At 64.7% G+C, this 25,909-nt stretch carries 30 protein-coding genes; 12 read left to right on the top strand and 18 right to left on the bottom strand.

Going from position 1 to position 25,909, the window contains the following annotated elements; genetic code table 11:
• Positions 1 to 42 precede the first annotated feature (42 nt).
• Genes ABIB73_RS17275 through ABIB73_RS17255 form a run of 5 tightly spaced genes read right to left on the bottom strand, consistent with a single transcriptional unit; the run spans position 43 to position 4,940 of the window.
• Positions 43 to 1,350, bottom strand: coding sequence for an adenylate/guanylate cyclase domain-containing protein (locus ABIB73_RS17275; RefSeq protein WP_354225546.1), 1,308 nt, complete (start codon positions 1,348 to 1,350; stop codon positions 43 to 45).
• Positions 1,351 to 1,379: 29 nt separating this feature from the next.
• Positions 1,380 to 2,543, bottom strand: coding sequence for an ABC transporter permease (locus tag ABIB73_RS17270; RefSeq protein WP_354225544.1), 1,164 nt, complete (start codon positions 2,541 to 2,543; stop codon positions 1,380 to 1,382).
• Positions 2,540 to 3,472 carry an ABC transporter ATP-binding protein gene (locus ABIB73_RS17265; RefSeq protein ID WP_354225542.1) on the bottom strand — a complete coding sequence of 311 codons (933 nt, stop codon included), beginning with the start codon at positions 3,470 to 3,472 and terminating at the stop codon, positions 2,540 to 2,542. Before ABIB73_RS17265 ends, ABIB73_RS17270 begins: the two co-directional genes overlap by 4 nt.
• Positions 3,469 to 4,257: an HlyD family secretion protein gene (locus ABIB73_RS17260; protein WP_354225541.1), complete on the bottom strand. Its 789-nt coding sequence runs from the start codon at positions 4,255 to 4,257 to the stop codon at positions 3,469 to 3,471. The genes ABIB73_RS17265 and ABIB73_RS17260 overlap by 4 nt, the downstream gene beginning before the upstream one ends.
• Entirely contained in the window at positions 4,254 to 4,940 is a 687-nt protein-coding gene (locus ABIB73_RS17255; protein ID WP_354225539.1) for a TetR/AcrR family transcriptional regulator, read from the bottom strand. Before ABIB73_RS17255 ends, ABIB73_RS17260 begins: the two co-directional genes overlap by 4 nt.
• A gap of 110 nt (positions 4,941 to 5,050) precedes the next feature.
• Here ABIB73_RS17255 and ABIB73_RS17250 point away from each other — a divergent pair, with 110 nt between their 5' ends.
• From ABIB73_RS17250 to ABIB73_RS17240, 3 genes are read left to right on the top strand one after another with little or no spacing between them, the layout of a single operon-like run.
• Entirely contained in the window at positions 5,051 to 5,386 is a 336-nt protein-coding gene (locus ABIB73_RS17250; protein ID WP_354225537.1) for an ArsR/SmtB family transcription factor, read from the top strand.
• Positions 5,383 to 5,859: an SRPBCC family protein gene (locus tag ABIB73_RS17245; protein WP_354225535.1), complete on the top strand. Its 477-nt coding sequence runs from the start codon at positions 5,383 to 5,385 to the stop codon at positions 5,857 to 5,859. The genes ABIB73_RS17250 and ABIB73_RS17245 overlap by 4 nt, the downstream gene beginning before the upstream one ends.
• Before the next feature lie 12 nt (positions 5,860 to 5,871).
• Positions 5,872 to 6,285: a GFA family protein gene (locus tag ABIB73_RS17240; protein WP_354225533.1), complete on the top strand. Its 414-nt coding sequence runs from the start codon at positions 5,872 to 5,874 to the stop codon at positions 6,283 to 6,285.
• 185 nt (positions 6,286 to 6,470) lie between these two features.
• Here the strand turns inward: ABIB73_RS17240 and ABIB73_RS17235 are convergent, their stop codons facing one another.
• Positions 6,471 to 6,881 carry a DUF2000 family protein gene (locus ABIB73_RS17235; protein WP_354225532.1) on the bottom strand — a complete coding sequence of 137 codons (411 nt, stop codon included), beginning with the start codon at positions 6,879 to 6,881 and terminating at the stop codon, positions 6,471 to 6,473.
• Positions 6,882 to 7,078: 197 nt separating this feature from the next.
• Here ABIB73_RS17235 and ABIB73_RS17230 point away from each other — a divergent pair, with 197 nt between their 5' ends.
• Complete coding sequence (locus ABIB73_RS17230) at positions 7,079 to 8,866, top strand: CYTH and CHAD domain-containing protein (RefSeq protein WP_354225530.1); 1,788 nt, start codon at positions 7,079 to 7,081, stop codon at positions 8,864 to 8,866.
• A gap of 37 nt (positions 8,867 to 8,903) precedes the next feature.
• Here ABIB73_RS17230 and ABIB73_RS17225 read toward each other — a convergent pair whose 3' ends face one another.
• The 9 genes from ABIB73_RS17225 to ABIB73_RS17185 all read right to left on the bottom strand — a co-directional run bounded on the left by ABIB73_RS17225 (position 8,904) and on the right by ABIB73_RS17185 (position 16,376).
• Positions 8,904 to 9,293, bottom strand: coding sequence for a DUF4189 domain-containing protein (locus ABIB73_RS17225; RefSeq protein WP_354225529.1), 390 nt, complete (start codon positions 9,291 to 9,293; stop codon positions 8,904 to 8,906).
• A 199-nt stretch (positions 9,294 to 9,492) separates the two neighbouring features.
• Positions 9,493 to 11,097, bottom strand: coding sequence for an NTP transferase domain-containing protein (locus ABIB73_RS17220; RefSeq protein WP_354225527.1), 1,605 nt, complete (start codon positions 11,095 to 11,097; stop codon positions 9,493 to 9,495).
• Positions 11,094 to 11,795, bottom strand: coding sequence for an XdhC family protein (locus ABIB73_RS17215; protein WP_354225525.1), 702 nt, complete (start codon positions 11,793 to 11,795; stop codon positions 11,094 to 11,096). Before ABIB73_RS17215 ends, ABIB73_RS17220 begins: the two co-directional genes overlap by 4 nt.
• 2 nt (positions 11,796 to 11,797) lie before the next feature.
• Positions 11,798 to 12,121, bottom strand: coding sequence for an XdhC family protein (locus tag ABIB73_RS17210; RefSeq protein ID WP_007602422.1), 324 nt, complete (start codon positions 12,119 to 12,121; stop codon positions 11,798 to 11,800).
• A 10-nt stretch (positions 12,122 to 12,131) separates the two neighbouring features.
• Positions 12,132 to 13,334 (bottom strand): vWA domain-containing protein, encoded by a 1,203-nt coding sequence (locus tag ABIB73_RS17205; protein ID WP_354225523.1) that lies wholly within the window; start codon positions 13,332 to 13,334, stop codon positions 12,132 to 12,134.
• A gap of 145 nt (positions 13,335 to 13,479) precedes the next feature.
• The gene (locus ABIB73_RS17200; protein ID WP_354225521.1) at positions 13,480 to 14,403 is read right to left on the bottom strand and encodes an AAA family ATPase; all 924 of its coding nucleotides are present in this window, start codon (positions 14,401 to 14,403) and stop codon (positions 13,480 to 13,482) included.
• Between the two features lie 63 nt (positions 14,404 to 14,466).
• Positions 14,467 to 15,273 (bottom strand): FAD binding domain-containing protein, encoded by an 807-nt coding sequence (locus tag ABIB73_RS17195; protein ID WP_354225520.1) that lies wholly within the window; start codon positions 15,271 to 15,273, stop codon positions 14,467 to 14,469.
• 32 nt (positions 15,274 to 15,305) lie between these two features.
• Positions 15,306 to 15,791 carry a (2Fe-2S)-binding protein gene (locus ABIB73_RS17190; protein WP_354225519.1) on the bottom strand — a complete coding sequence of 162 codons (486 nt, stop codon included), beginning with the start codon at positions 15,789 to 15,791 and terminating at the stop codon, positions 15,306 to 15,308.
• Positions 15,792 to 15,929: 138 nt separating this feature from the next.
• On the bottom strand, positions 15,930 to 16,376 hold the full coding sequence (locus ABIB73_RS17185; RefSeq protein ID WP_354225518.1) for an SRPBCC family protein: 447 nt from the start codon (positions 16,374 to 16,376) through the stop codon (positions 15,930 to 15,932).
• A 179-nt stretch (positions 16,377 to 16,555) separates the two neighbouring features.
• On the opposite strand from ABIB73_RS17185, the gene ABIB73_RS17180 reads away from it, so the two are divergent.
• Genes ABIB73_RS17180 through ABIB73_RS17170 form a run of 3 tightly spaced genes read left to right on the top strand, consistent with a single transcriptional unit; the run spans position 16,556 to position 19,156 of the window.
• On the top strand, positions 16,556 to 17,911 hold the full coding sequence (locus ABIB73_RS17180) for a 3-carboxy-cis,cis-muconate cycloisomerase (RefSeq protein ID WP_354225517.1): 1,356 nt from the start codon (positions 16,556 to 16,558) through the stop codon (positions 17,909 to 17,911).
• Between the two features lie 36 nt (positions 17,912 to 17,947).
• Complete coding sequence (gene pcaD, locus ABIB73_RS17175; RefSeq protein ID WP_354225516.1) at positions 17,948 to 18,730, top strand: 3-oxoadipate enol-lactonase; 783 nt, start codon at positions 17,948 to 17,950, stop codon at positions 18,728 to 18,730.
• Between the two features lie 33 nt (positions 18,731 to 18,763).
• Positions 18,764 to 19,156, top strand: coding sequence for a carboxymuconolactone decarboxylase family protein (locus ABIB73_RS17170; protein WP_354225515.1), 393 nt, complete (start codon positions 18,764 to 18,766; stop codon positions 19,154 to 19,156).
• On the opposite strand, the gene ABIB73_RS17165 is transcribed toward ABIB73_RS17170, so the two are convergent.
• Complete coding sequence (locus ABIB73_RS17165; protein ID WP_354225514.1) at positions 19,118 to 19,639, bottom strand: hypothetical protein; 522 nt, start codon at positions 19,637 to 19,639, stop codon at positions 19,118 to 19,120. The two genes, ABIB73_RS17170 and ABIB73_RS17165, sit on opposite strands and share 39 nt — an antisense overlap.
• Before the next feature lie 183 nt (positions 19,640 to 19,822).
• Positions 19,823 to 19,996 (bottom strand): hypothetical protein, encoded by a 174-nt coding sequence (locus tag ABIB73_RS17160; RefSeq protein WP_354225513.1) that lies wholly within the window; start codon positions 19,994 to 19,996, stop codon positions 19,823 to 19,825.
• A gap of 286 nt (positions 19,997 to 20,282) precedes the next feature.
• On the opposite strand from ABIB73_RS17160, the gene ABIB73_RS17155 reads away from it, so the two are divergent.
• From ABIB73_RS17155 to ABIB73_RS17135, 5 genes are all read left to right on the top strand, one after another.
• The gene (locus ABIB73_RS17155; protein WP_354225512.1) at positions 20,283 to 21,200 is read left to right on the top strand and encodes an ABC transporter permease subunit; all 918 of its coding nucleotides are present in this window, start codon (positions 20,283 to 20,285) and stop codon (positions 21,198 to 21,200) included.
• Positions 21,201 to 21,213: 13 nt separating this feature from the next.
• On the top strand, positions 21,214 to 22,539 hold the full coding sequence (livM, locus tag ABIB73_RS17150) for a high-affinity branched-chain amino acid ABC transporter permease LivM (RefSeq protein ID WP_354225511.1): 1,326 nt from the start codon (positions 21,214 to 21,216) through the stop codon (positions 22,537 to 22,539).
• A complete protein-coding gene (locus tag ABIB73_RS17145) occupies positions 22,536 to 23,369 on the top strand; it encodes an ABC transporter ATP-binding protein (RefSeq protein WP_354225510.1) in 834 nt (277 codons plus the stop codon). Before livM ends, ABIB73_RS17145 begins: the two co-directional genes overlap by 4 nt.
• Positions 23,366 to 24,106, top strand: coding sequence for an ABC transporter ATP-binding protein (locus ABIB73_RS17140; protein ID WP_354225509.1), 741 nt, complete (start codon positions 23,366 to 23,368; stop codon positions 24,104 to 24,106). Before ABIB73_RS17145 ends, ABIB73_RS17140 begins: the two co-directional genes overlap by 4 nt.
• Positions 24,107 to 24,267: 161 nt before the next feature.
• Positions 24,268 to 25,386 (top strand): branched-chain amino acid ABC transporter substrate-binding protein, encoded by a 1,119-nt coding sequence (locus ABIB73_RS17135; RefSeq protein ID WP_354225508.1) that lies wholly within the window; start codon positions 24,268 to 24,270, stop codon positions 25,384 to 25,386.
• Positions 25,387 to 25,459: 73 nt separating this feature from the next.
• On the opposite strand, the gene ABIB73_RS17130 is transcribed toward ABIB73_RS17135, so the two are convergent.
• Positions 25,460 to 25,846, bottom strand: a complete 387-nt coding sequence (locus ABIB73_RS17130; protein WP_354225507.1) for a response regulator — start codon at positions 25,844 to 25,846, stop codon at positions 25,460 to 25,462.
• Positions 25,847 to 25,909 lie beyond the last annotated feature (63 nt).

Here is a 25,909-nt window from a genome sequence, read left to right as displayed (position 1 = left end):
ATATTTCATCGCGTGTCTTCAAACAAACGCGAGCAGCGTCCGTCACCCCAATTGAAACACCGCGACCGGCTGCTCGTAACCGCGCACCGTAACCTCGCCGAGCGCCACCGCATCGCCGCCGTCCTCGCCGAGCGCCTCGCGCACGGCCGCGGAGATCAGGAAGTGCGAGCCAAACTCCTTGTTCAGCGCCTCCAGCCGCGAGGCAAAATTCACGGTGTCGCCGATCACGGTGTATTCCTTGCGTCGCGGCGAGCCGATATTGCCGGCGACGACCTCGCCGAAATGGATGCCGATGCCGATTCTGAGCGGCCAGCTCGTCTGCGCGTTGATGCGGTCCATTGCGATCAGCATCTCGCGGCCGGCGGCGACCGCGCGATACGCGGCGTCGGAGGCTTCCAGCGGCGCGCCGAACAGCGCGAGGAAACCGTCGCCCAGAAACTTGTTCACGATGCCGCCCTGGCGGTCTAGGATGTCCACCAGCACGGCGAAGGCGCCGTCGAGCCGGTCGACCACCTCCTGCGGCGTGCGCGACTGCGCGCCCGCGGTGAAGCCGCGAAAATCGACGAACATCACGGCGACGCGGCGGAGATCGCCGGCCGCGCTGGTCCCCTCCGCCATCAGCCGCTCGACCACCTGGGGCGAGACGTGCTGGCCGAACAAATTGGTGACGCGATCGCGCGCGGTGGCGGCCGCAATGCTCGCCGCAAATTGCCGCCGCAACCGCGCGCCGACGGCGCCCGCGAGCACGCCGCAGATCAGGATGATGGTGCTGCGCACCGCGTGAAAGTAGATCAGGGGTTCGCCGGCGTCGTTAGCCGAATCGTAGTACAGCGCGACGGCCAAGAGTTCGGCTGCGGCCACAAATCCCGTGAAGGTGGACAGCCAGAAATCGAGCCGCAGCGTCGAAAGAATGATGAAGATAAAATAGACCAGTGGCAGCACGAAGCCGAGCGCCTGGCTGGCGCCCATGCTGCGAATCTGCAGGATCAGGATGATCGTCGGCAGCGACGTTTCGATGAGAGCGCTGATATAGCGCCTGATCACCGGCAGGTCGCGATCGAGCTTGAGGTTTCGCCTGATCTGGCTGTGGACCCAGACTTCGAAGAGGATGAAGCCCGCCAAGAGGGTGTATTCGCGGACGAGGCCCTCCGTCCCGCGCCAGACCCGGTTCACGATGGCAGGGTCGATCAGGTAGGTTGCGGTGAGGAACAAGATCATGACGCAGCCAGTGATGATCAGTGTCCGCACGCGCAACAGCTCGGTGCGCAGCACCTCCCGCGTCAGCTCACGTTCGAACTCCTCCGACAGAACGGCGCGCCCACCGGTCTTCCTGCTCGCAAAGCTGACCATTCCGCCCCTCGATTCCGGGGCATCTTGCCTCAATCCAGCGTGCGGCGGAAGCGCGTCACGGCGATGGTCATGGCGACCAGCATCAGGGCCGCCAGCGCCAGCGTGTCGAAGCGTAGATTCTGCATGGTCGCGCCCTTCAGCATGATAGCGCGGACGATGCGTATGTAATGCGTCAGCGGCAGGCCTTCGCCAACATATTGCGCCCAGGCCGGCATGCCGGCGAACGGAAACATGAAGCCGGACAAGAGAATGCTCGGCAAGAAGAACATCATCGACATCTGCATGGCCTGGAGCTGGTTCTGCACCACCGTCGAGATCGTGTAGCCGATCGCGAGATTGGTGGTGATGAACAGCGTCGAGAGCAGCGCCAGCAGGAACAGATTGCCGAGCACGGGCACGCCGAACAGGCCTACACCGATGCCGATGATCAGGAAGGCCTGGACGAAACCGACCAGCACGTAAGGGATGATCTTGCCGAACATCACCTCGACCGGCTTGATCGGCATCGACAGCAGGCTCTCCATGGTGCCGCGCTCGACCTCGCGCGTCACCGAAAGCGCGGTGAAGATCAGCATGGTCATGGTGAGGATGGTGCCAACGAGTCCTGGCACGATGTTGAGGCTCGAGACTGCCGCCGGGTTGTAGCGGGCATGCGCGCGGATCTCGAACGGCATCGCCGGGGGATCGCCGATGTAGAGATCGTGCTGGAGCGCGGTCTGCACGATCATGCCGAGCGAACCGAGTGCGGAGCTCGCGGCGACCGGATCGGTCGCATCGGCCGCGACCAGCAGCGCCGGCTTGTCGCCGCGCCGCACCGCGCGTTCGAAGCCGCGCGGGATCTCGACCCCGAACAGCACCTTGCCTGATTTCAGCAGATTGTCGAAATCGTCGACGTCGTGCACCTCGTAGATGAAGCGGAAATAGGCGGTGTTCTCCAGCGCCTTCAGGATCGAGCGGGCGAGATCGCTATCCTCCTGCAACAACACCGCGCTCGGCAGATGGTGCGGCGTGGTGTTGATGGCATAGCCGAACAGCAGGAGCTGCATCACCGGCAGCATCACGATCATCGCGAACGACACGCGATCGCGCTTGAGCTGGATGAACTCCTTGATCAGCATCGCATAGGAGCGCTTCCAGAAGCCGAAACGCTCGCGGATTTCGTGCGCGGGGGCCGGATGGTCGACAGTGCTCATTGGAAATTGTCCTTGGAGCGGCCCATCAGCTCGATGAAGACGTCTTCCAGTGAGGGTGCCGATTTCTGCCAATGCAGGCCGCTTTTGTCGCGCCATGGCGCGATGCTCGCCTCGAGCGCCGCGACATCGCGGCCGGAGACGTGAAGTGAGGTGCCGAACGGCGCCACCATATCGACGCCGGGCTTGCCGGTGAGCTCGGCCGCGAGGCCGTTCAAATCCTCGCCCGTCACGGTGTAGGTCGTGAGCGCGGATTTTGCGATGACTTCGTCCACGGTGCCGTGGGCGAGCAGATGGCCGTAGGCAATGTAAGCGATCTCGTGGCAGCGCTCGGCCTCGTCCATGTAGTGGGTGGACACCAGCACGGTGAGCCCGTCGGCGGCGAGCGCGTGGATCTCGTTCCAGAAATCGCGCCGCGCCTTGGGATCGACACCGGCGGTGGGCTCGTCCAGCAGCAGCAATTGCGGATTGGGCAGCGTGCAGGCCCCTAATGCCAACCGCTGCTTCCAGCCGCCGGAGAGCTCGCCTGCAAGCTGCTCCTCGCGGCCCGAGAGCCCGATCCGCTTGATCATGTCGCGCGCAACACCGCGTGCATCGCGCAGGCCGTAGAGCCGCGCGACGAATTCGAGATTTTCGCGCACCGAGAGGTCCTGGTACAGGCTGAAGCGCTGGGTCATGTAGCCGACCTGGCGTTTGATCTTTTCGGCGTCTTTCAGGATGTCGTAGCCAAGACAGGTGCCCTCGCCACTGTCGGGCGTGAGCAACCCGCAGAGGATACGGATGGTGGTGGTCTTGCCCGAGCCGTTCGGCCCGAGGAAGCCGTAGATCGAGCCACGTTTCACCTGCATCGACAGATCGTGCACGACCTCACGGCCGCCGAACGATTTGGTCAGGCCCTTGACGTCGATCGCGATGTTGTTGCCGCCGCTCATCGCTTGTCCGCCACCGGCGTTTTGGGATTGAGATAGACGCTGATAGGTTGGCCGACGCGCAAGGTATCCAGCCGCGAGGGCCGCGCCTGAATCAGATAGACGAGCTTGTTGCGCTCATCGAGGCTATAGATCACCGGCGGAGTGTATTCGGCCGAGGTCGCGATGAAGTAGATCTTTGCGGTGAGATCGGCGGCACAATTGTCGCACGCGATCCTCACCTCATCACCGATCGCAAGCTTCGGCAGCTCGGTCTCCGGCACAAAGAAGCGCAGCTTCATGTTGCCGGGCGGCATGATCGAGAGTACCGGCCGCTGCGCCGCCACCATCTCGCCCTCGCGAAAATAGATCTGCTGGATGGTGCCGGCAACCGGCGCAAAGCCCTTGCGCCGCGTCAGCCGCGTCTGCGAGGTGACTACCCGCGCCTGCGCGACCCGCAGATCCGAGACGGCGGAATCGAGCGCCGCCTGCGTGCCGGAGCCGGTCTTTCGCAAGGAATCCGCGCGGTCAAACACCTGCTGCGCGTTGGCGAGCGTCGCCTTGTTCTGGTTGAGATCGGCGAGCTGGAGATCGTCGTCAACGTCATAAAGGGCGTCACCGACCTTCACTGCGTCGCCCTCGCGGACGTCGAGCTTCGTGACCCGGCCGGCTTCGTCGGGGCTGACGAAGATCATGTCGGCCTCGACCCAGCCCTGGAAACCGAGATCGCGCTTCTCGTTGCAGCCGGCAAGCCCGGTCGCGAGCATGACGGCCAGCGCCAGTCCAAGGATTGGTTGCGACGACCTCATGTCGTCCTCCGTTCGCCAAAAATCAAATCGAGATGGACGCGCAGCATCTCCTGCGCATCAAGCGGCGCGTGCTGCGCAAACAGGCTCTGCCAGATCACCGCGATCATCGCGGGCGCGATCAGGATCTGCGGAAAGCGCGCGAGGTTCTTTTCGTGGATCTCGCCGCGAGCGATGCCGAGCTCGATCAGCGCGCGCATGCCGGTCATCCCGCGCGAGACCACCTCGCGGTAATAGAAATCGGCGACAGACGGAAAGCGCGGGCCCTCGGCCACGATCAGGCGCACGAGATCGCCGCGCCGGGTGTTGATGACCTCTTTCAGGAAGTTGTTGGCAAAGGCCTCGACGAGGTCGCGCACCGGGCCCGTCGGCGGCGGCAGCGCATTGAGCCGCGCCACCACCGGCACGATCACGGTGCGCACCAGCTCCTCGAACATCGATTCCTTGTCCTTGAAGTGCAGGTAGATCGTGCCCTTGGCGACACCGGCACGCTTGGCGATGTCGTCGAGCCGCGTGGCGGCAAAGCCGCGGGCGATGAACTCCTCCATCGCGGCATCCACGATCGCCGCGCGCCGCTCTGCTGTGCGCGTGGCGCGGTTCGAGGCGGGCGCGGCGGCCTTTTCGTCAGCTTCGGGCGCGCGGCTCGTTGCCTGGGCTATCGCGGCTTTGGCGGGCTTCCTTGTCATTTGATATTTATGACTGACTAGTCAGTCATAGTCAATTACGAACTGAAACGTGGAGCACCGAAAAACGAATTAGCATTGACTAATGAATTAGCGACCGCTAATAAATTGGCATGATCGAAGCCGCCCCCAATCCCGTCACCACCGTGATACGCGCCCTCGCCGATCCGACCCGTCGCGCCGTGTTCGAGCGCGTCTTCGAGAGCAAGGAGATCAGCGTCGCCGAGCTGACGCGCGGCAGCGGGGTAACCCAGGGCGCGATCTCGCAGCACCTGAAGTCCTTGAAGCAGGCGGGCCTGGTCGACGAGCGTGCCGAGGGCCGCAACGTCTACTACCGCGCCGCGCCGCAAGGTCTCGAGCCGTTGGTCACCTGGATGGATCATTACGGCGTCTTCTGGCGCGAGCGCTTCCAGAACCTGCGTGACCTCTTGAAGGAGATCGACCCGTGAGTGCTGCCGAACTGAAAGCCGAGACACAAGAAAACATCCGGGACATCGTGATCGACGAGGTCTTCCCTCACGCGCCCGAGACGATCTGGAAGGCGCTGACCAGCGCCGAGCTGATCGCACGCTGGCTGATGCCGCCGACCGGTTTCGAGGCCATCGAAGGCAACGCCTTCACGTACCAGACCACTCCGGGCGGCGCCTGGGATGGCGTCATCCATTGCCGCGTTCTGGAAGTCGTGCCGAACCGGCGCCTCGTCTATGCCTGGACGGGCGGCGACGAACGCAACACCGGCTACGGCGCGCCGCTCGACACAATCGTCACCTGGTCCCTCACCCCGGTCGAAGCCGGCACGCGGATCCGCCTGGTTCATGCGGGCTTCGTCATGCCCAGGAACGACACGGCCTACACGGCCATGAGCGGCGGCTGGAAGAAGGTTGTCCGCCTCCTCGACGAGATCAGCGGCGAAGAGAGTTAAGGAGTTATCGCGATGGACAAGCCCTATACCGGCGGCTGCGCCTGCGGCGCGATCCGCTATTCGATTGCCAGCGAGCCCCTGTTCAGCAACCACTGCCAGTGCCGGGACTGCCAGCGGGAAAGCGGAGGCGGCCACGGCTCCTACGCCACGTTCGCGCGCGACGGCGTCACGGTGACAGGCGAGGCCAGGCGATGGGACATGGTCGCCGACAGCGGCAACGTGAAGACGCGCGCCTCCTGCGCCGTGTGCGGCTTGCCGGTCTACATGACCTTCGCGGCGATGCCCGAGATCTTCACCATCCGCGCCGCAAGCCTCGACGAGCCCGCCCGCTACAAGCCACAGGTGGTGACTTACGCCGCGCGCGGACATGATTGGGATCGCCTTGATCCGGACCTGCCGAAGTTCGAGGGCATGCCGCCGGGGTGAATGCCTCGAGCACGATGAGATGCGCTGATTGCAGCCACGGCTGAGGTGCGCTCCCTCTTCCGCCTGCGGGAGAGGGTTGGGGAGAGGGTGTCTCCGCATTGGGACAATCCCCGAGTGGAGCAAGCCCTCACCCGCGCCTACGGCGCGACCTCTCCCGCAAGCGGGAGAGGTTGAACAACCAGCATCTAACTGTGGAACTTCAAACCATCGACGATCTTGTCGATCACCTTGCGCTCGGCGCGCATCGCGATGCCGACGAGATTGAGGTCGGCACGCGTCGCCGCCTTCACCACTTCGCGATTGGCCGCGTCATGCGTGGTCTTGAACATGTCCTCGGTATAGACCGCCGGCGTGACGTTGCGCGCGAGTGCTCGATCGAGCGCGCGCGACAAGGCCGGACCATCGGCGCCATAGATCAGGATCGGCTGGCCGATCAGCGCAAGATATTTGGTTCCCGAGGCGTCCTCATAGGCATCGCCGATGCAATCCGGAAAGGCGGCAGCGACGCCGCTCGTCAGGAACGATGCGACATTGAGCTTCTGCCAAGGCTGAAGATCGTTGCGGATGACGACAGCAACTTTCGTGTCGAACAGCATGAATTCTCCCAAGCACATCCAAGCATCGAGAAAGAAAAGGAAATTCCTCGCGCGACAACTGCACACGAATGTAACCCGGATTGACCTATCGAACACAGTTTAGAAATTTCAATCGAGATGCGACCGGCTGCGCTTCTCCTCGGCAGTCGAGTGGGCTATATCTCGCGACCCTGTCATCGAACTGTCATAAATTGCGAATGTCGGAAACTGGCGCGATCAAGCGAGCCGTCGAACCCGTGCAGCGTCCGGCGAGGACCAACGGTCATCCCTTCCCGGATGACGGGAAGAAAATCAAGAACTCCGCCGCTTCCGGTGCGGGGCCTGGTTCCGAGTTCCCTGACAACGAGCTCTCGCACAACGAACTCTCTCACGCCGACATCGCCGCCGATGAAATTCGCGCCGAGGCGGCGGCGCTCGAAATCTCGCCGTCCCGCGACGCTGCGCCACGCGCCACCGAAATCGAGCTCAAGCTGCTCGTGGACGCCGATCGGCTGGCTGATTTCAGCGACGCGCCCGTCATCGTAGCTAACGCGCGCAACAAGGGCACGCGAAAGCACCTCAAGGCCGTCTACTACGATACGCCCAAACGTATGCTTCAACGCAACGGATTGAGTTTTCGGGTTCGCCAGAGCGGCGCGCGTTTCACGCAGACGGTGAAGGCCGAGTTCGGCAACGATCCGCTCCGGCGCGGCGAATGGGAGGCAAGCGTGCCCTCCTTTGCTCCCGACGTCGCGCTGGCGCTGCCCTTCATCCCGGACAAGCTGCGCGCCGATCTCGAACGTCACCCGCTCGAAGCAGTCTTCACCACCGACATTCGCCGGCATCAGCGCCTCGTCGACCTGCCGTCCGGCACGGTCGAAATCGCCTTCGATCAGGGCCATCTGAAATCCGACGATCGATCGATGCAGGTCAGCGAGATCGAGCTGGAGCTCAAGGCCGGCAGCCCGTCTGCCATCTATGAGCTGGCGCTCCGGCTCGCAGAGTATGGGCCGGCGAGACCATCGATCCGGAGTAAGTCGGCGCGCGGTTTTGACCTGGCGGCCGACAGCCCGCCAGCCGCAAGGAGACCGCGCAAGCTTCGCCTTGATCCGTCTTCATCGCTGGACGAGGCATTTGCCGCAATTCTGCGCGCCTGTCTGCACCATCTTCTTCAGTCGCTTCCTGCCGCCGAGGACGGGCGCGATCCCGAGGGCATTCACCAGCTTCGTGTCGCACTGCGCCGTCTGCGATCCGCACTGGACCTGATGCGATCGGTCGTTTCGCTGAACAAGCTCGACCTGCTGCGGTCTGAGACCAAATGGCTGGCGCAGAATCTCTCGGCCGCGCGCGACTGGGACGTCTTCCAGCGGGAGACACTGCGCGTTGTTGCGCACGGCTGTCCCGCGATCGCAGGCTTCGACGCGCTGGACGGAGCCGTCGAGCGACGCCGGACCGCCTGCTACGACAAGGCACGCCTGGCGCTGACCGACCGCCGGGCTTCGTCTCTCCTGATCGGGCTTGGCGGCTGGATCGAAGCACGCGGCTGGCGCAGCGATGTGGCGCCAGAACATCTCGGGCAGCTGGCGGAGCCGGCCATGAGCTTCGCGCGACGCATCCTCTCGACCCAGCATGCGAAAGTGCTCAAGCGCGGCCGCCGGTTCAAATCGCTTCCTGCGGAAGAGCTGCACCAGGTGCGGCTCGCCGCGAAGAAACTGCGTTATGTCGCCGATTTCCTGTTGCCGCTTTACGGACAACAAAAATCGGCCAAACGCTTTTCCAGCAAGCTGGCCGACCTGCAGCAAGAGCTCGGAATCTACAACGACATGGCAACGACGGCTTCGCTGCTCGCAGACGTCGGCGCGGAGTCCTCAGGCAGCGGCATCGCCGCAGCCGCGATCGCCGGATGGCAGGCGCACGCGATGGTCGGCACCGAGCCACGCCTGCGCAAGGCGTGGTCGGATTTCGTCAAGACAAAAGTACCCTGGTCGACTGAGGCGGAGGCCTGACCGGCCGGGCCAGCGCGACTGCTTCAAGGGCAGCCTTTCAGCCCTTGGCGTCGCAAGCCCAGGCGCGGATCACGCATTCCTTGCCGCCATATTTGTAGCACTCGCGCGTCGCGGCATTGAGCGTGGCCGAGATCTTCGGCTTGACGGCATAGCCATAGGCGCCGCACGGCTTGGCGAGATCGACCGACATTGCGGCGCAGGCGCGCTTCATCGTCACGGTCGTGCACTCGCCCTTGCACTGCTTCTGTGCCGCGGTGCGCGCCTCGTGCTCGGCGCCGTAATCATAGGCCTGGCCATAGGCGCCGCACTTGCCGACCGCGAATGCACCAGCGGCACGGGCTTCGGTGATGTAACGGGCGCCGGCGACACAAACCGACAACGCAAAGAAAAACATCGCGCAACGGCGCGCGACGACGTTCGAAACCATGGAAAAACCCCTCCCCCCAAGGCAGGCGAAGAGGACTCTACGCGCGGGACCGTTTCCAGATGGTGAACGGGGAGTTGAAATCGAACGATCAGGAGGTCCCGTAGGGTGGGCAAAGGCGCAAAGCGCCGTGCCCACCATCTATCCGCGACACTATCGAAAATTGGTGGGCACGCTCCGCTTTGCCCACCCTACTGCACTGTCATCCCCGCCGTGCCGCTTCCAGCGCCTGCGGCGTGTCGATGTCGAGGAAGGCGCTCTCGCCGTCGACCGGGACTTCGGCGACCGCCTCCGTATGCTTGGCGATCAGGTGCCGCGCGCCGACATCGCCGTCGAGCGTCATCAGTTCCTTGAAGAAGCGGCGCGACCACAGCACGGGATTGCCGCGGCGGCCGTCGCTGACGGGCACGACGATGAGATTGCCCCGATCCGGCGCGAAACCGTCGATCAGCCGGTCGATTAGGCCAGCATCGATCAGCGGCATGTCGCCGAGGCAGACCACGGCGCCGTCGCAACCTTCCGGCACGGCCGCGATGCCGGCCTTGACCGAGCTCGCGATGCCGCCGGCGAAATCCGGATTGCGGACGAATTTGACGTTCAAGCCTTTCAGAGCCTGTTCGACCAGCTCGGTCTGATGCCCGGTGACGACGATCACCTCGGATGCTTTCGAGGCCAGCGCTTGCTCGGTCGCGATCCGCACCAGCTTCTTGCCGTCAAGCTCGGCCAACATCTTGTTCGGCCCGCCCATCCGGGTCGAGCGGCCCGCCGCAAGCACGATCGCCGCGATCTGGCTGTTGCCCTCGATCTCGGGTTTTGCGCGCGGCTGCGGCCGCGTCACGATCTCCATCAGGAGGCCGCCGACACCCATGCCCATCAGTTCGGAACGCGTCACCTTGATGCCGGCGAGCAGCCGCATCAGCACCCAGTCAAACCCGTTCTCGACCGGCGAACGCGCACAGCCCGGCGCGCCCAGCACCGGGACGCCGCCGACGCGGGAAATCAGAAGCAGATTGCCGGGATCGACCGGCATGCCGAAATGCTCGATCTCGCCGCCGATCTCGGTGACCGCCGCCGGGATGACGTCGCGGCGGTCGGCGATCGCGGACGCCCCGAACACGATTACGAGTTCGGCGCCGAGTGCGAGCAGCTCCTTGATCGCGGCCGACAGCGCCGGCTCGTCGTGCTGGACCCGCCGCTCCGCGATGATCTTGGCGCCGGCCGGCTCTAACCGATCGGCGGTCACACGCAACGTCTTGTCGACCACTTTGGAGGACAGGCCCGGTAGCAGCGTCGAGACCACGCCGACGCGCTTGATCACGTAGGGCGCGATCTTCAAGACGTCCTTGCCCGCCGCCTTCACAGCGGCATCACGCAAGCTCCCCTCGACACCGAACGGGATGATCTTGACGGTGCCGACCATCTCGCCCTCGACCACCGGCTTATAGGCGGTAAGCGTCGCAAAGGTGATGGCCTCGTCGATGTTGTTGATGCGATCGACCGCGGGACGGTCGATCACCAGCACGCCCGGGCATGCGGCAAACAGATTGGCGCGGCCGGTAAAGGCGCGCTCGACATGGATGCCTTCGCCGCCGATGGCGAGCGCGATGCTGGCGGCCGCGACGTCCTCGGAAACGTCCCCCTCCTCCATCCGCACCACGACGACGTCCTTGATGCCGGCGCGCGTCAGCGCGTCGACCTCGGCGGGGCCTATCGTCGTACCTTTCTTCAACACCAGCGGTCCCTGACGCAGGGTGTGGACGGTCACCCCGCCGATCGCGTCTTTGGGGCTCGCCGGGCCAAACTTCATGCCGCTTCTTCTTTTTCTTTGGGCGGTAGCCGAAGCACCGCCGTGATCTCGGCCATGATCGACACCGCGATCTCGGACGGCGAGACCGCACCGATCGCCAAACCAATGGGCGCATGAATGCGCGCGATATCTGTATCGTTCGCGCCCTGCGCCCGCAGCCGGTCGCCGCGCTTGGCATGCGTCTTCCGCGAACCGAGCGCGCCGATGTAGAAGCAGCCGCGCTCGAAGGCGTGCAGCAGCGCGGGATCGTCGATCTTCGGATCGTGTGTCACCGCCACGAAGGCGGTGTAGGCGTCGACGTTGAGCGGCGGCAGTGCCGCGTCGGGCCATTCGGCCACCAGCGGAATGTCGGGGAAGCGTTCCGGGCTCGCAAAGGCCGTGCGCGGATCGATCACGGTGACGTCATAGCCGAGCGAGCGCGCCAGCGGCGCCAAGGCCTGGCTGATATGGACCGCGCCGATGATGACGAGCTTGGCGGTCGGCGCGTAGACATTGAGGAACAGCTTCTTGCCGCCGGCCTCGGCATTAGCGCTCTTGCCCATGCGAAGCTGTTTGTCCAGCTCGGCACCCAGCGGGTCTCTCGCAAAGTCTTTCGCCTTCACCAGCCGTTGCTCACCGCTCTCGGTGTCCGTCACCAGAATGACCGGACGGCGCGCGGCGCGCTCGGCGTTGAGTTCGTGCAAAATCTCGAGCTTCACGGCTAGCCGACTTTCTCGACAAAGACGCGGATGGTGCCGCCGCAGGACAGCCCGACATTCCAGGCAGTCTCGTCGGCAACGCCGAACTCCAGCATCCTCGGCTTGCCGCTCTGGATCACGTCCATGGCCTCGGTGACCACTGCGCCCTCGACGCAACCGCCGGAGACCGACCCCAGGAACGTACCCTCGTCATTGATGACGAGGCTCGAGCCCGCCGGGCGCGGCGCCGAGCCCCAGGTCTCCACCACGGTTGCCAGCGCGACGCCACGGCCAGCCTTCTGCCAGTCTTCCGCCGCTTTCAGGATATCCTCGTCACGATCGAGCATGGTTGGCCTCTCAGGCTGCGGGGCGGATCAGGCTGCGGTGATGCGGCGGCAGCGGCCGGGACAGCGTTGTGATCAGCTCCTGGATCGAACTCAAATTATGTACCGGGCGGAATTCGTCAACGTGCGGGAGCATCATTTTGATGCCCTGGGCCTTGGCCTCGAAGCCACCGAAACGCAGCAGCGGGTTGAGCCAGATCAGCCGCCGGCAGGAGCGGTGCAGCCGGTCCATCTCGAAGGCGAGCTTGGAATCGGCCTCCCGCTCCAGTCCGTCGGAGATCAGCAGCACGATGGCGCCCTGGCTCAGGACGCGCCGAGCCCACAATTTGTTGAAGTTGTGCAGCGAGGCCGAGATCCGCGTGCCGCCGGCCCAGTCTTCCACCGCCGCCGAGCAGCTTGCCAGCGCCTCGTCGGGATCGCGCTGTCGCAGCGCGCGGGTGACGTTGGTGAGCCGCGTGCCGAACAGGAACACCGAGACACGTTTGCGCGCGTCGCCGATGGCATGGAGGAAATGCAGGAACAGGCGCGTGTACTCGCTCATCGAGCCCGAGATGTCGAGCAGCGCCACGATCGGCGCCGGCTTCTCGATCCGCCCCAGGCGATGGATGTCGATGATGTCACCGCCAGTGCGTAACGATGCACGCAGCGTGCGGCGCAGGTCGAGGCGCAGGCCGCGCGCGTCGGGCCGGTGCCGGCGCATCAAAAGCTCGGCCTGCGGCAACCGCATCCGTTCGATCGCGCGCAGCGCTTCGGTGATCTCGGCTGCGCTCATCTGCGCAAAATCCTTCTTCTGAAGGATTTCCTTGTCGGAGACCGACAGGCGCAGATCCTGCTCCTGGTGCTGCGGCGTCTCCGTCATCCGCGGCTGCGACATCGCCTCCTGCACGCGGCGAGAGCCGGCCTGCGGCTTCTTCTTGGCCTGATCCGGCAGCGGCACCGAATCCAGCATGTGCTTCCATTCCTCGGAGGCACGGAAGAACAGGTTGAAGGCCTGGCGGAAGATCAGCGCATGCTCGTGGCGCTTGACGAAGATCGCCTCCAACGTGGTGAAGACATCGGCGCGGCTGCCGATGTCGATCACCTGCAGCGCGTTCATGGCATCGATCACCGCGCCCGGCCCGACCGGCATGCCTGACGCACGCAGCGCCCGAGCGAAGCCGACGATGTTGTCGGCGAACTGCTCGGTCTGCTCGGGCGCCAGGTGGTTGATGGCCATGGTCTGCTATCTCTGCCGTCATTCCGGGGCGCGCCCTCTTCGGAGCGAGCCCGGAATCCATTTACCCGCAGTCTCCGCGGCCCGATGGATTCCGGGTTCGCGCTACGCGCGCCCCGGAATGACGAGCTCAGTTATAACGCGCGCGTCAATTCTCGCTTGTCGCTTCCTTCAGCACCTTCTGCAAGGTGTCGCCCTGCATCCGCGTGATGTCGTCCTGGTACTTGAGCAGCGCGCCCAGCGTGTCGCCGACCACTTGCGGGGTCAGCGAGCGGGCGTCGAGCTCCGACAGCGCGGTCGCCCAGTCGATGGTCTCGGCGACCCCCGGCGACTTGTAGAAATCCTGGTTGCGCAGCGCCTGCACGAACCGCACGACCTGCTGCGACAGCTTTGCGGAGATGCCGGGCACGCGCGACTTGACGATCGCGAGCTCGCGGTCCGCGGCCGGGTAATCCACCCAGTGATAGAGACAGCGCCGCTTCAGCGCGTCGTGGATCTCGCGGGTGCGGTTAGAGGTGATGATGACGATCGGCGGGTGCGGCGCCTTCACGGTGCCGAATTCGGGGATCGTCACCTGGAAGTCGCTGAGGATTTCCAAGAGATAAGCTTCGAACGCCTCGTCGGCGCGATCGAGCTCGTCGATCAGCAGCACCGGCGGGCCCGCGACGTCAGGCTCCAGCGCCTGGAGCAGCGGCCGCTTGATCATGTAGCGGTCGGCGAAGATGTCGGACGACAATTGATCGCGATCGGTGTCGCCAGCGGCTTCCGCCATCCGGATCGCGATCATCTGCGAGGCGCTGTTCCACTCATAGACCGCGGAGGAAACGTCGAGACCTTCGTAGCACTGCAGGCGGATCAGCTTCCGCCCCAGCGCCGCCGACAGCACCTTTGCGATCTCGGTCTTGCCGACGCCGGCCTCGCCTTCGAGGAACAGCGGCCGGCCCATGCGCAGCGACAGATAGGTCACCGTCGCCAGCGATCGCTCGGCGAGATAGCCGCGCGAGGTCAAAAGTTCGAGCATCGCATCGACCGATGCCGGCAAGGCACCGGAAGTATTGGCCGCTGAAGTCATGAAAGAGCCAGTCTCGCTACGCCCTCACGAGGGGCAAGTATTGGGCCAAAGAGTGCGGCCCACTCATTCCTTGGCGTTGGCGGCGTCGACGGCGCGCCGCGTCAGCACACCGATGAGGTGCGCACGGTATTCGGCGCTGCCGTGGATGTCGCTGTTGAGGCCCTCCGCCGGCACATCGATGCCATCCAGCGCCTTCGCCGAGAAGCGCTTCTTCAGGGCTTCCTCGAAGGCCGTGACGCGGAACACGCCGTCCGATCCGGCACCTGTAACCGTGACGCGCACGTCCGACGGACGCCGCGCCACGAACACGCCGACCAGCGCGTAACGCGAGGCCTGGTTGCGGAACTTGATGTAGGCAGCCTTCTTCGGCAGCGGGAACATCACCTTGGTGATGATCTCGTCGCCTTCCAGCGCCGTCGTGAACAGGCCCTGGAAATACTCTTCCGCCTTGAGGCGGCGCTTGTTGGTGACGATGGTCGCGCCGAGCGCGAGTACGGCGGCCGGATAGTCGGCGGTCGGATCGTTGTTGGCGAGCGAGCCGCCGATGGTGCCCTTGTGGCGCACGGCTGGATCGCCGATCTGGCTCGCAAGATTCGCAAGTGCCGGGATCGCCTCACCGACGATGGCCGAGGTTGCGACCTCGGCGTGCTTGGCGGTGGCGCCGATCACGAGCGAACGGCCCTTCATCTCGATCGTGTTGAGCCCCTCGATATGGGAGAGATCGACCAGATGCGGCGGGCTGGCGAGGCGCTGCTTCATGACGGGAATCAGCGTGTGGCCGCCGGCGACCAGCTTGGCGTCTTCGTTCTTCATCAGGAGGTTGGCGGCCTGCCGCACGGTCCCGGGGCGATGGTATTTGAATTCGTACATGTGAATGTCCTGATCGCGGGGTGCGCGCGCGGTTACGCGAGATCGGATTTCGCCATCGCCTTCGCGCCGGCGGCGATCGAGGCGACGATGTTCTGGTAGCCGGTGCAGCGGCAGAGATTGCCTTCCAGCTCCTCGCGGATGGTGTGGTCGTCGAGCTCGTTGCCCTTGCGATGGACGAGGTCGATCGCGGTCATGATCATGCCCGGCGTGCAGAAGCCGCACTGCAGGCCATGGTTCTCGCGGAAGGCTTCCTGCATCGGATGCAGCGGCGCGCCGTCGGCCGCCAGCCCCTCGATGGTCTTGACCTCATGGCCGTCGGCCATCACGGCAAGCGTGGTGCAGGATTTCACGGCCTTGCCGTCAAGATGCACGACGCAGGCGCCGCACTGCGAGGTGTCGCAGCCGACATGGGTGCCGGTGAGCCGCAGATTCTCGCGCAGAAACTGCACCAGAAGCGTGCGCGGGTCGATATTGCCGGTGACAGGATTGCCATTCACGATAAGGGAGATTTTTGCCATAAGCACTCTCTATCAGCGCCCCGACGGGTCCCGTCGAAGCGGTTCTTTTTTATAATTATTCCAACCCATCATATGGGCCATTGTCCACTGGGGCAACATCGCCCGGGACGCAAGCCGCCATGCCGAAAGGCGAGGCCTTCAGCCCTGTACCGCCTTGGCGAAATTCGCGAAAAACTCGTCAGCCAGTTTCTTGGCGGAGCCGTTGATCAGGCGCTGGCCGAGCTGCGCCAACTTGCCGCCGATCTGCGCCTCGACGTCATAGGACAAGAGCGTGCCGCCGTCCTTTTCGGACAACTTCACAACCGCGCCGCCCTTGGCGAAGCCAGCCACGCCGCCCTCGCCTTCGCCGGAGATCTTGTAGCCGTTCGGCGGGTCGAGATCGCTCAGCGTGACCTTGCCCTTGAAGCGCGCCGACACCGGGCCCACCTTCATTTTCGCCACCGCGCGAAACCCCCTGTCGTCGGTCTTCTCCAGCTCCTCACAGCCGGGGATGCAGGCCTTCAGCACCGCGGGATCATTGAGCTTCTCCCACACGGCCTCGCGCGGCGCCGCAAGCTGGACTTCGCCGTTCATTGTCATGGCCATGGGGTGCCTCCAGGAATAGCAGACTTGGATCGCGTAACTGCTGTTCAAGTAACGCACGGAGGCCGCAAAGGAAAGGGTGGCCGCCGGTCACGTGCAATGCATATTCGCAACCGCAAAAAGCCTGCGGGACCGGTTTGGGATTGGCACAGGCGGGTCATGGTGGTTAGGTCCCGCACAACATGAGTACATCCCTCTCCTCCCTGCTCGCGCCGATGCTCTCGAGCGCATCCATGCGCATCGTCTGCGACGACCGGGCTACTCTCCAGCACATGCTCGAATTTGAGGCAGCTTTGGCGCGGGCCGAAGCCGCCACGGGCGTGATCCCTAAGGCCGCGGTGGGCCCGATCGAGGCGGCCTGCAAGGCCGATTCGTTTGACATGACCGCGCTCGCGGAGGCCGCAACGCGATCGGGCAATCTGGCGATTCCGCTGGTCAAGATGCTGACGGCCAATGTCGCCAAGGCCGACGTTGAGGCCGCCCGCTACGTGCATTGGGGCGCGACCAGCCAGGACGTCATCGACACCGCGACCATGCTCGGCTTGCGCGCCGGCATCGATGCGCTGGACGCCGACCTCGGCCGCGCCATCAAGGGTTTTGCCGCGCTGGCGCGCGCCCACCGCAACACCGCGATGGTGGCGCGGACCTGGCTCCAGCACGCGCTGCCGATGCCGTTCGGGCTGAAGGCTGCCGAATATGCCGCAAGCCTTGCCCGTGCGCGCTGCCGCCTGCGGCGGCTGCGCCGCGAGGGCCTCGCGCTGCAATTCGGCGGCGCCGCCGGCACGCTCGCAGCCCTCGGCGACAAGGGGCTCGCGGTTGCGGAACGGCTGGCACAGGAGCTGAATTTGCCGCTGCCGGACGCGCCCTGGCACACCCATCGCGACCGGATTGCGGAGGCCGCCTCCAGCCTTGCGATCCTGGCCGGAAGCTGCGGCAAGATCGCCCGCGACGTCTCGCTGATGATGCAGACCGATGTTGCCGAAGCCTTCGAGCCCGCCGGGGAAGGCCGCGGCGGCTCCTCGACCATGCCGCACAAGCGCAATCCGGTCGCGGCCGCAAGCGCGCTCGGCTGCGCGACCATGGCGCCGCAGCTTGCCGCGACGATCTTTGCGGCCCAGGTGCAGGACCACGAGCGCAGCGCCGGCCCCTGGCATGCAGAATGGCCGACGCTGCCGCAATTGATGCTGGTCACCTCTGGCGCGCTCGCGGCCATCGTCGATATCGCCGAGGGTCTCGACGTCGACGCAGCACGGATGCGCAGCAATCTCGATGCGACGCACGGCCTGATCATGGCGGAAGCGGTCACCTTTGCGCTCGCCGAGACAATCGGCAAGAGCGACGCGCATCATCTCATCGAGGCCGCGAGCAAGCGCGCGGTCGCAGAGAAGAAGCATTTGCGCGAGGTGCTATCGGCCGATTCGCAGGTCACCGCGCATCTTTCGCCCCAGAAAATTGCGGCATTGTTCGAGCCGATGGCCTATCAAGGGGCTTCCCAAGCCCTGATCGACCGGCTGCTCGACAGCCTCGAGCGCGAATAGAGCAGCCTTGAGCGGAAATAAAACGGAGACGCCAGCATGCCCATGATCGATGCCGACGGTTGCCTGATCAACGTCTCCGTCGAGGGCCGCGACGGCGGGCCGACGCTGATGCTCTCGAACTCGCTCGGCTGCACGCTTCAGATGTGGGAGCCGCAGATGAAGGCGCTGACGCAGGTGTTCCGCGTCATCCGCTACGACCGCCGCGGCCACGGCAGATCCAGCGTTCCGCCCGCCCCCTATACGATGGAGCGTTTCGGCCGCGACGTGCTGGCGATCCTCGACGATCTCAACATCGAGAAGGTGCATTGGTGCGGCCTGTCGATGGGCGGGATGGTCGGACAATGGCTGGGCGCGAACGCGCCAGAGCGGTTCGGCAAGCTGATCCTCGCCAACACGTCGTGCTACTATGCCGAGCCGACCAAATGGCTGGAACGCATCGACGCCGTGAAGAAGGGCGGCATCGCGGCGGTCGCCGATGCCGTGATCGCCGGATGGCTCACCCAGGATTTCCGCGAGCGCGAGCCAGAGATCACTTCCAGGATGAAGTCGATGCTGCTCGCTACCCCCGTCGATGGCTATCTCGCCTGCTGCGAGGCGCTGTCGACGCTCGACCAGCGCGAGCTGCTGCCGAAGATCAAAAGCCCGACGCTGGTGATCGCCGGCCGCCACGACATGGCGACACCGATCTCGGCCGGCGAACTGATCCGTTCGAAGATTCCCGGCGCGAGCATGACCATCATCGACGCCGCCCACATTTCCAATGTCGAGCAGCCGCACGCGTTCACCGACGCGGTGGTGGGATTCTTGACGCAACGATAGTCTCGCAGCTCGTCATTGCGAGAGGAGGATAGAATGGACGACCAGAAGCGCCGCGATGCCGGCATGAATGTGCGCCGCAAAGTGCTGGGCAATGCCTGGGTCGACAAGTCGATCGCCAACCGCAACGCCTTCAACACCGACTTCCAGGACATGATCACGCGCTATGCCTGGGGCGAGATCTGGACGCGGCCGCATTTCGACGAGCGCACGCGGCGCGTGCTGGTGATCGGCACCATGGTCGCGCTTGGGCAATGGGACGAATTCCGCCTGCACGTGCGTGCGGCGCTGGCGGAAGGCGGCTTCACCCCCGACGACATCAAGGAGATCCTGCTCCAGCAGGCGATCTATTGCGGCGTTCCGGCGGCGAACCACGCCGTGAAGGAAGTCTCAGCGATTGTGCAGGAGCTCGGGCTGCTCAAGGGCTAACGGCGCTGGAGCCTCGGCAGTCCGCGGCGCCTCCGGGCGCTCGATCACCAGCACGATCGCAGCACCGAGCAAGAGCAGGAGCTCGGTGGCGTGTAGCCGCAGCGCGGCCATCTCGCCGACCTTCGAGGCCATCACCATGCTCGCGAAGGAGATCAGGCTGCCGATCGCCAGCGCAATGCCGAGCGCCTCGTCGCTGCCACCGGACTTGCGGGTGCGGGGGATGGCGAGAAGCGCGAGATAGATCGCGAAGAACGCCACCACGGTCAGCCGTCCAAGCGCCAGAAGCCAGGCGGCGCGCACCGTATCCATCCCCGCCATCTGGAGATGGTCGCTGAGGAACAGCGCGACAGCGACGCTCGGCCGCTCGTAGAGGCCGTGCACCGGCGCCACCATGATGTTGAAGGCAACGAGGCTCCAGGCCGGGATGAAATAGGCCGCCACCAGCGCGCCGTTGACCGAGCCGATCCGCCAATTCCTGAACATGCCGCTTCTCGCTTCGTCTACCACGCGCCCTCGATCGAAGGCTTTGCCGGGAGCTAACTCGCATCGGACTGTGGCGGCAATTTAAACCCTCTGTTTACCTTAACTGGCCGGTTGAGCGGCGCGGCCATAGAAAAAGGGCCCCGCCTTTCGGCGGGGCCCTCACTTCACTCCTGGGTTCCCAAACTAGTTGTCCTGACCGTGCTGACCACCGTGCTGCTGGCCGGGCTTGTCGCCCTGGCGCTGCGGGTCCTGCTGCTGCTGTCCGGGTTTCTGGCCGCCGCCCTGCTGCTGCCCGGGGCGCTGCTGGCCGGGGTTCTGAGCCTGCTGGCCCGGATTCTGGTTCTGCTGCTTCGTCATTGGGGGAAACTCCCTTGTTGGACGTCAGAGCTTGATAACGGCCGGCAGGCGCTTTGGTTGCCATGCGGAACCCGGTTCCTCGCAAACGCGGAACCGGGACATAACATCCGTAACGAAATGACCTCTGTACAAGCCTTTATGCCGAGGCATGGCCTGTTGCGGGTGCCAGTTCCCTCCTGTTACAAAATGATGAGAATGCTCAAGGGCTGCCGGGGCCCAAGAGAGACTTGAAGAACTCTCTCGAGAGCTCCCTTTGAGCCGCGTCAGGTTTGGGTAACGGCAGCCTATGGATTATTTCGCCCAGCAGCTCATCAACGGCCTCGTGCTCGGCTCCATCTACGGCCTGATCGCGATCGGCTACACGATGGTCTACGGCATCGTCGGCATGATCAACTTCGCCCATGGCGACGTCTTCATGATCGGCGGCTTTATCGCCCTGATCACCTTCCTGCTACTGGTCTCGACCGGCCTGACCGCGATCCCGGTGATCCTGCTCGTGGTGCTGCTGGTCTCGATGGCGATCACCGCGCTCTATGGCTGGACCATCGAGCGCATCGCCTACCGGCCACTGCGCCACTCCTTCCGCCTCGCCCCGATGCTGTCGGCGATCGGCATGTCCTTCGTGCTGACCAACTACTCGCAGGTGGCGCAAGGCGCCCGCGTCAAGCCGATCCCGCCCTTCATCACCGGCGGCTATACCTTGCACGAGAGCGCGGACGGCTTCGTGATCCAGCTCTCCAACATCCAGATCATGGTGGTGCTCACCACCATCGTGCTGCTGGCGATCTTCACCTGGCTGGTCTCGCGCACCCGGCTCGGGCGCGACATGCGTGCCTGCGAGCAGGACCAGACCATGGCGGCGCTGCTCGGAGTCGACGTCGACCGCACCATCTCCATGACCTTCGTGATCGGCGCCGCACTCGCCGCGGTCGCGGGCCTGATGTACCTGCTCTATTATGGCCTGGTCGATTTCTTCATGGGCTTTGTCGCCGGCATCAAGGCGTTCACCGCCGCCGTGCTCGGCGGCATCGGTTCGCTGCCGGGCGCCATGCTCGGCGGTCTCGCGATCGGCTTGATCGAGACGTTCTGGTCGGCCTATTTCTCGGTCGAGTACAAGGATGTCGCGGCGTTCTCGATCCTGATCGTCGTGCTGATCTTCATGCCGACCGGCCTGCTCGGCCGTCCCGAAGTCGAAAAAGTCTGACGGGCCGCCCCGCGTGACACCCATCCCGCACGAGACCACGCGCGCAAGTCGCACCGCCGGCATCCCCGCCCTTCTCAAGACCGCCTTCATCAACGCACTGATCGCGCTGGTGCTGTTCTCGCTGATGATCGGCATCCGCACCGAGGCAGGCTCCGACGGCCAGCTCACCTATTGGACCCGCTTCGGCGACCTCGCATCGCTTGTCGCTGCCGTCTTCGGCGGCTCGATCGTGATCGAGCTGTTGCGGCAATGGATCGGTCCGACCGGTGCCGAAAAGCTGGTGCCGCCGACGGTCCAAAGCGGCATGTCGTTCATCAGCCGCTACCTCGCCCCGGCGCTCCTGATCTTCACGCTGCTGGTGCCGCTGATCTTCTATGACCAGCGCTACATCCTCGACCTCGCGATCCTCGTGCTCACCTATGTGATGCTGGGCTGGGGGCTGAACGTGGTGGTCGGCCTCGCCGGCCTGCTCGATCTCGGCTACGTCGCGTTCTATGCGGTGGGCGCCTATTCCTACGCGCTGCTTGCCACCAATTTCGGCTGGTCGTTCTGGGTCTGCCTGCCGCTCGCCGGCATCCTCGCGGCGTTCTGGGGCGTGCTGCTGGGCTTCCCCGTGCTGCGCCTGCGCGGCGACTATCTCGCCATCGTGACGCTCGCCTTCGGCGAGATCATCCGCCTCGTCATCATCAACTGGCAGGATTTGACCGGCGGGCCCAACGGCGTCTCCAGCATTCCGCGTCCCTCCTTCTTCGGCATCCCGCTCGACAATAGCGACAACGGGCTCGCCGCCAAGCTCGGCATCGAATACTCCCCGACCCATCGCATCGTCTTCCTGTTCTATCTCATCCTGGCGCTCGCACTCCTCACCAATTGGGTGACGATCCGGCTGCGCCGCCTGCCGATCGGGCGCGCCTGGGAAGCCTTGCGCGAGGACGAGGTCGCCTGCCGCGCGCTCGGCATCAACACCACGACCACCAAGCTCACCGCGTTCGCGACCGGGGCGATGTTCGGCGGCTTCGCCGGCGCGTTCTTCGCGACACGGCAAGGATTCATCAGCCCGGAATCCTTCACCTTCCAGGAATCGGCGCTGGTGCTCGCCATCGTCGTGCTCGGCGGCATGGGCTCGCAGCTCGGCGTGGCGCTGGCCGCACTCGCCATGATCGGCGGCTTCGAGCTGTTCCGCAGCCTCGAGACCTATCGCATGCTGGTGTTCGGCATCGCCATGGTGCTGATCATGATCTGGCGGCCGCGTGGCCTGATCGGCCATCGCGCACCGACCGTGTATCTGACCAAGGCCAAAGCGATCTCATCCGAGCTCGTCAAGGAAGGGCACGGATGAGCGGCGCAACAATTCTCAGCGTCGACCAGCTCACCATGCGCTTCGGCGGCATCGTCGCCGTGCAGGATCTGTCGTTTGCGGCCGAGCGGAAGAAGATCACCGCGCTGATCGGACCGAACGGCGCCGGCAAGACCACCGTGTTCAACTGCATCACCGGCTTCTACAAGCCGAGCAACGGCACCATCCGCCTCACCCATGATGACGGCAAGCAGATCTCGCTCGAGCGGCTGAACGATTTCCGCATCGCCAAACAGGCTAAGGTCGCCCGTACCTTCCAGAACATCCGGCTGTTTCCCGGCATGACCGCGCTGGAAAACCTGATGGTGGCACAGCACAACACACTGATGCGCGCCTCCGGCTTCACCTTCCTCGGCCTGATCGGCGTGCCGACCTACCGCGACGCTGAAAAGCACGCGATTGATCTCGCCACCGACTGGCTCAAGCGGATCAACCTTCTCGATCGTGCCGATGACGCCGCCGGCAATCTCGCCTATGGCGACCAGCGCCGGCTCGAGATCGCGCGCGCGATGTGCACCGAGCCCGCGCTGCTCTGCCTCGACGAACCCGCCGCCGGCCTCAATGCGCGCGAAAGCGCCGCCCTGAGCGAGCTCCTGCTGTCTATCCGCAACGAGCTCGGCACCTCGATCCTGCTGATCGAGCACGACATGTCCGTGGTGATGGAGATCTCCGACCACATCGTGGTGATGGACCATGGCGTGAAGATCGCGCAAGGCACGCCGCGCGAGGTCCGCGACGATCCCAAGGTGATCGCCGCCTATCTCGGCTCCGACGAGGAAGAGGCGGTAGCCGTGATGGAGAGCGGGTCGTGAGTGCGCCCGCCCCCCTGCTCGCGATTCGCGGCTTGCGCGCCGCCTACGGCAAGATCGAGGCGCTGAAGGGCGTCGACGTCGAGATCAATGCCGGCGAGATCGTGGCGCTGATCGGCGCCAACGGCGCCGGCAAATCGACGCTGATGATGACGATCTTCGGCAAGCCGCGCGCCCGCGCCGGCCAGATCCTTTACGAGGGCCGCGACATTACCGACGTTGCCACCCACGAAATCGCGCATTTGCGCATCGCGCAATCGCCGGAAGGCCGGCGCATCTTCCCGCGCATGAGCGTGGCGGAAAACCTCCAGATGGGAGCGGATGCCACCGGATGCACCGATGCCGAGCGGGAGGCGACGCTTGAGCGCGTGTTCACGCTGTTTCCGCGGCTGAAGGAGCGCTACGCCCAGCGCGGCGGCACGCTGTCCGGCGGCGAGCAGCAGATGCTGGCGATCGGCCGCGCCCTGATGAGCCGCCCTCGCCTGCTCCTGCTCGATGAGCCCTCGCTCGGGCTCGCCCCGCTGATCGCCCGCCAGATCTTCGACGCGATCCGCGCCCTGAACCGGCAGGACGGCCTGACCGTCCTGATCGTCGAGCAGAACGCCAACCATGCGCTCAAGCTCGCCCATCGCGGCTATGTCATGGTCAACGGCCTGATCACGCTCGCCGGAACCGGCGCCGAGTTGTTGCAGCGCCCCGAGATTCGCGCCGCCTATCTGGAAGGCGGACGCCACGGCTGACGCCGCCCAACGCCGGGCCATGTGCGGCGGAATGTGGCGAGATATCTCCGCTTGTGCCCGTATTTTGCCGGTGACTTCTCGGTAAATTCATTCGACAATGGCGCCGGTTTGGACCGGGCCTGCCCGGCAACTTCCACAGGCGACCACCCGCGAGGTATCTCATGAAATCACTGAAGCTCATCGGTCTGGCATTCGGCGCGTCGATCGCGCTATCGAGCGCGGCGTTCGCGCAGGATGTCACCGTCGCAGTCGCAGGCCCGATGACCGGCGGCGAGTCCGCCTTCGGCCGCCAGATGAAGAACGGCGCCGAGATGGCCGTGGCTGACATCAACGCCGCCGGCGGCGTCAACGGCAAGAAGCTCGCACTCGACATCGAGGACGATGCCTGCGATCCGAAGCAGGCGCGCTCGGTCGCCGAGAAGATCGCCAGCGCGAAGATGCCGTTCGTGGCCGGGCATTATTGCTCGTCGTCGTCGATTCCGGCCTCGGAGGCCTATGCCGACGGCAACGTGCTCCAGATTACCCCCGCCTCCACCAATCCGAAGTTCACCGATAGCGGACTGTGGAACGTGGCGCGCGTCTGCGGCCGCGACGACCAGCAGGGCCTGGTCGCCGCCCAGTACATCGCCAAGAACTTCAAGGGCAAGAACATCGCGATTCTCAACGACAAGACCACCTACGGCAAGGGTCTTGCGGACGAGACCAAGAAGGCGCTCAACAAGGCCGGCATCACCGAGAAGATGTACGAGTCCTATAACAAGGGCGACAAGGACTTCAACGCGATCGTCTCGCGGCTGAAGCGCGACAACATCGACCTCGTCTATGTCGGCGGCTACCACCAGGAGAGCGGGCTGATCCTGCGGCAGATGCGCGACCAGGGCCTCAAGACCATCCTGATGGCCGGCGACGCGCTTGCCGACAAGGAGTACGCCTCCATCACCGGCCCCGCCGGCGAAGGCACACTGTTCACCTTCGGCCCCGATCCGCGCAACAAGCCGACCGCGAAGAAGATCGTCGAGGCCTTCAAGGCCAAGAACATCGACCCCGAAGGCTACACGCTCTACACCTATGCGGCGATGCAGGTCTGGTCGCAGGCGGCCAAGAAGGCCGGCACCACCGACGCCAAGAAGGTCATGGCGGCGATCAAGGCCGGCAAGTGGGACACCGTGATCGGCCCGATCGAGTACGACACCAAGGGCGACATCAAGCAGCTCGATTACGTCGTGTACAAATGGGATGCCAAGGGCGGCTATGCCGCGATCAGCGGCAACGGCACCTGAGACAGGCAGCCTGACCTTTTATCAGATAGTCACCAACGCCCCGGTTCGCCGGGGCGTTTTCTTTTGCAGCCGGTCAGACGGCGGCGGAAAGCTCGCCGCCCGCCGCTGCCAGCGCCTTCCGGAGCGCTTGCAGCAGGTCGTTCGGCCGAAACGGCTTTTGCAGGCAGACCACATCGGCAAGACCGGGCGCCTGGCCCATGAAATCGAGCGCCGTCATGCCGGAGATCGCCACGATCGGGAATCCCGGAACCCGCTCACGAATGGTGGCCATGACGTCGACGCCGCTGGTGTCGGCCAGGAAAATGTCGACAATCGCTGCGTCGAAAGCGCTCTCGCCGAAGGCCTTCAGGCCGGCCGCCCCGCTCTCCGCCTCGACCACATCGTGATGGTTGACCCGGAGTACGATCGCGACCATGGCGCGGACGTCCTTCTGGTCGTCGACAATTAGGACACGGGGCATGGGGAACAACTCCCGGATTCGTATCATTAATTGGTTCAATTCAACGGCGACGAACGGCAAGGC

Origin of the sequence: Bradyrhizobium sp. F1.4.3, assembly GCF_040548375.1 — a bacterium.
Lineage (GTDB): Bacteria > Pseudomonadota > Alphaproteobacteria > Rhizobiales > Xanthobacteraceae > Bradyrhizobium.
This window is presented reverse-complemented; position numbering and strand designations above follow the sequence as displayed.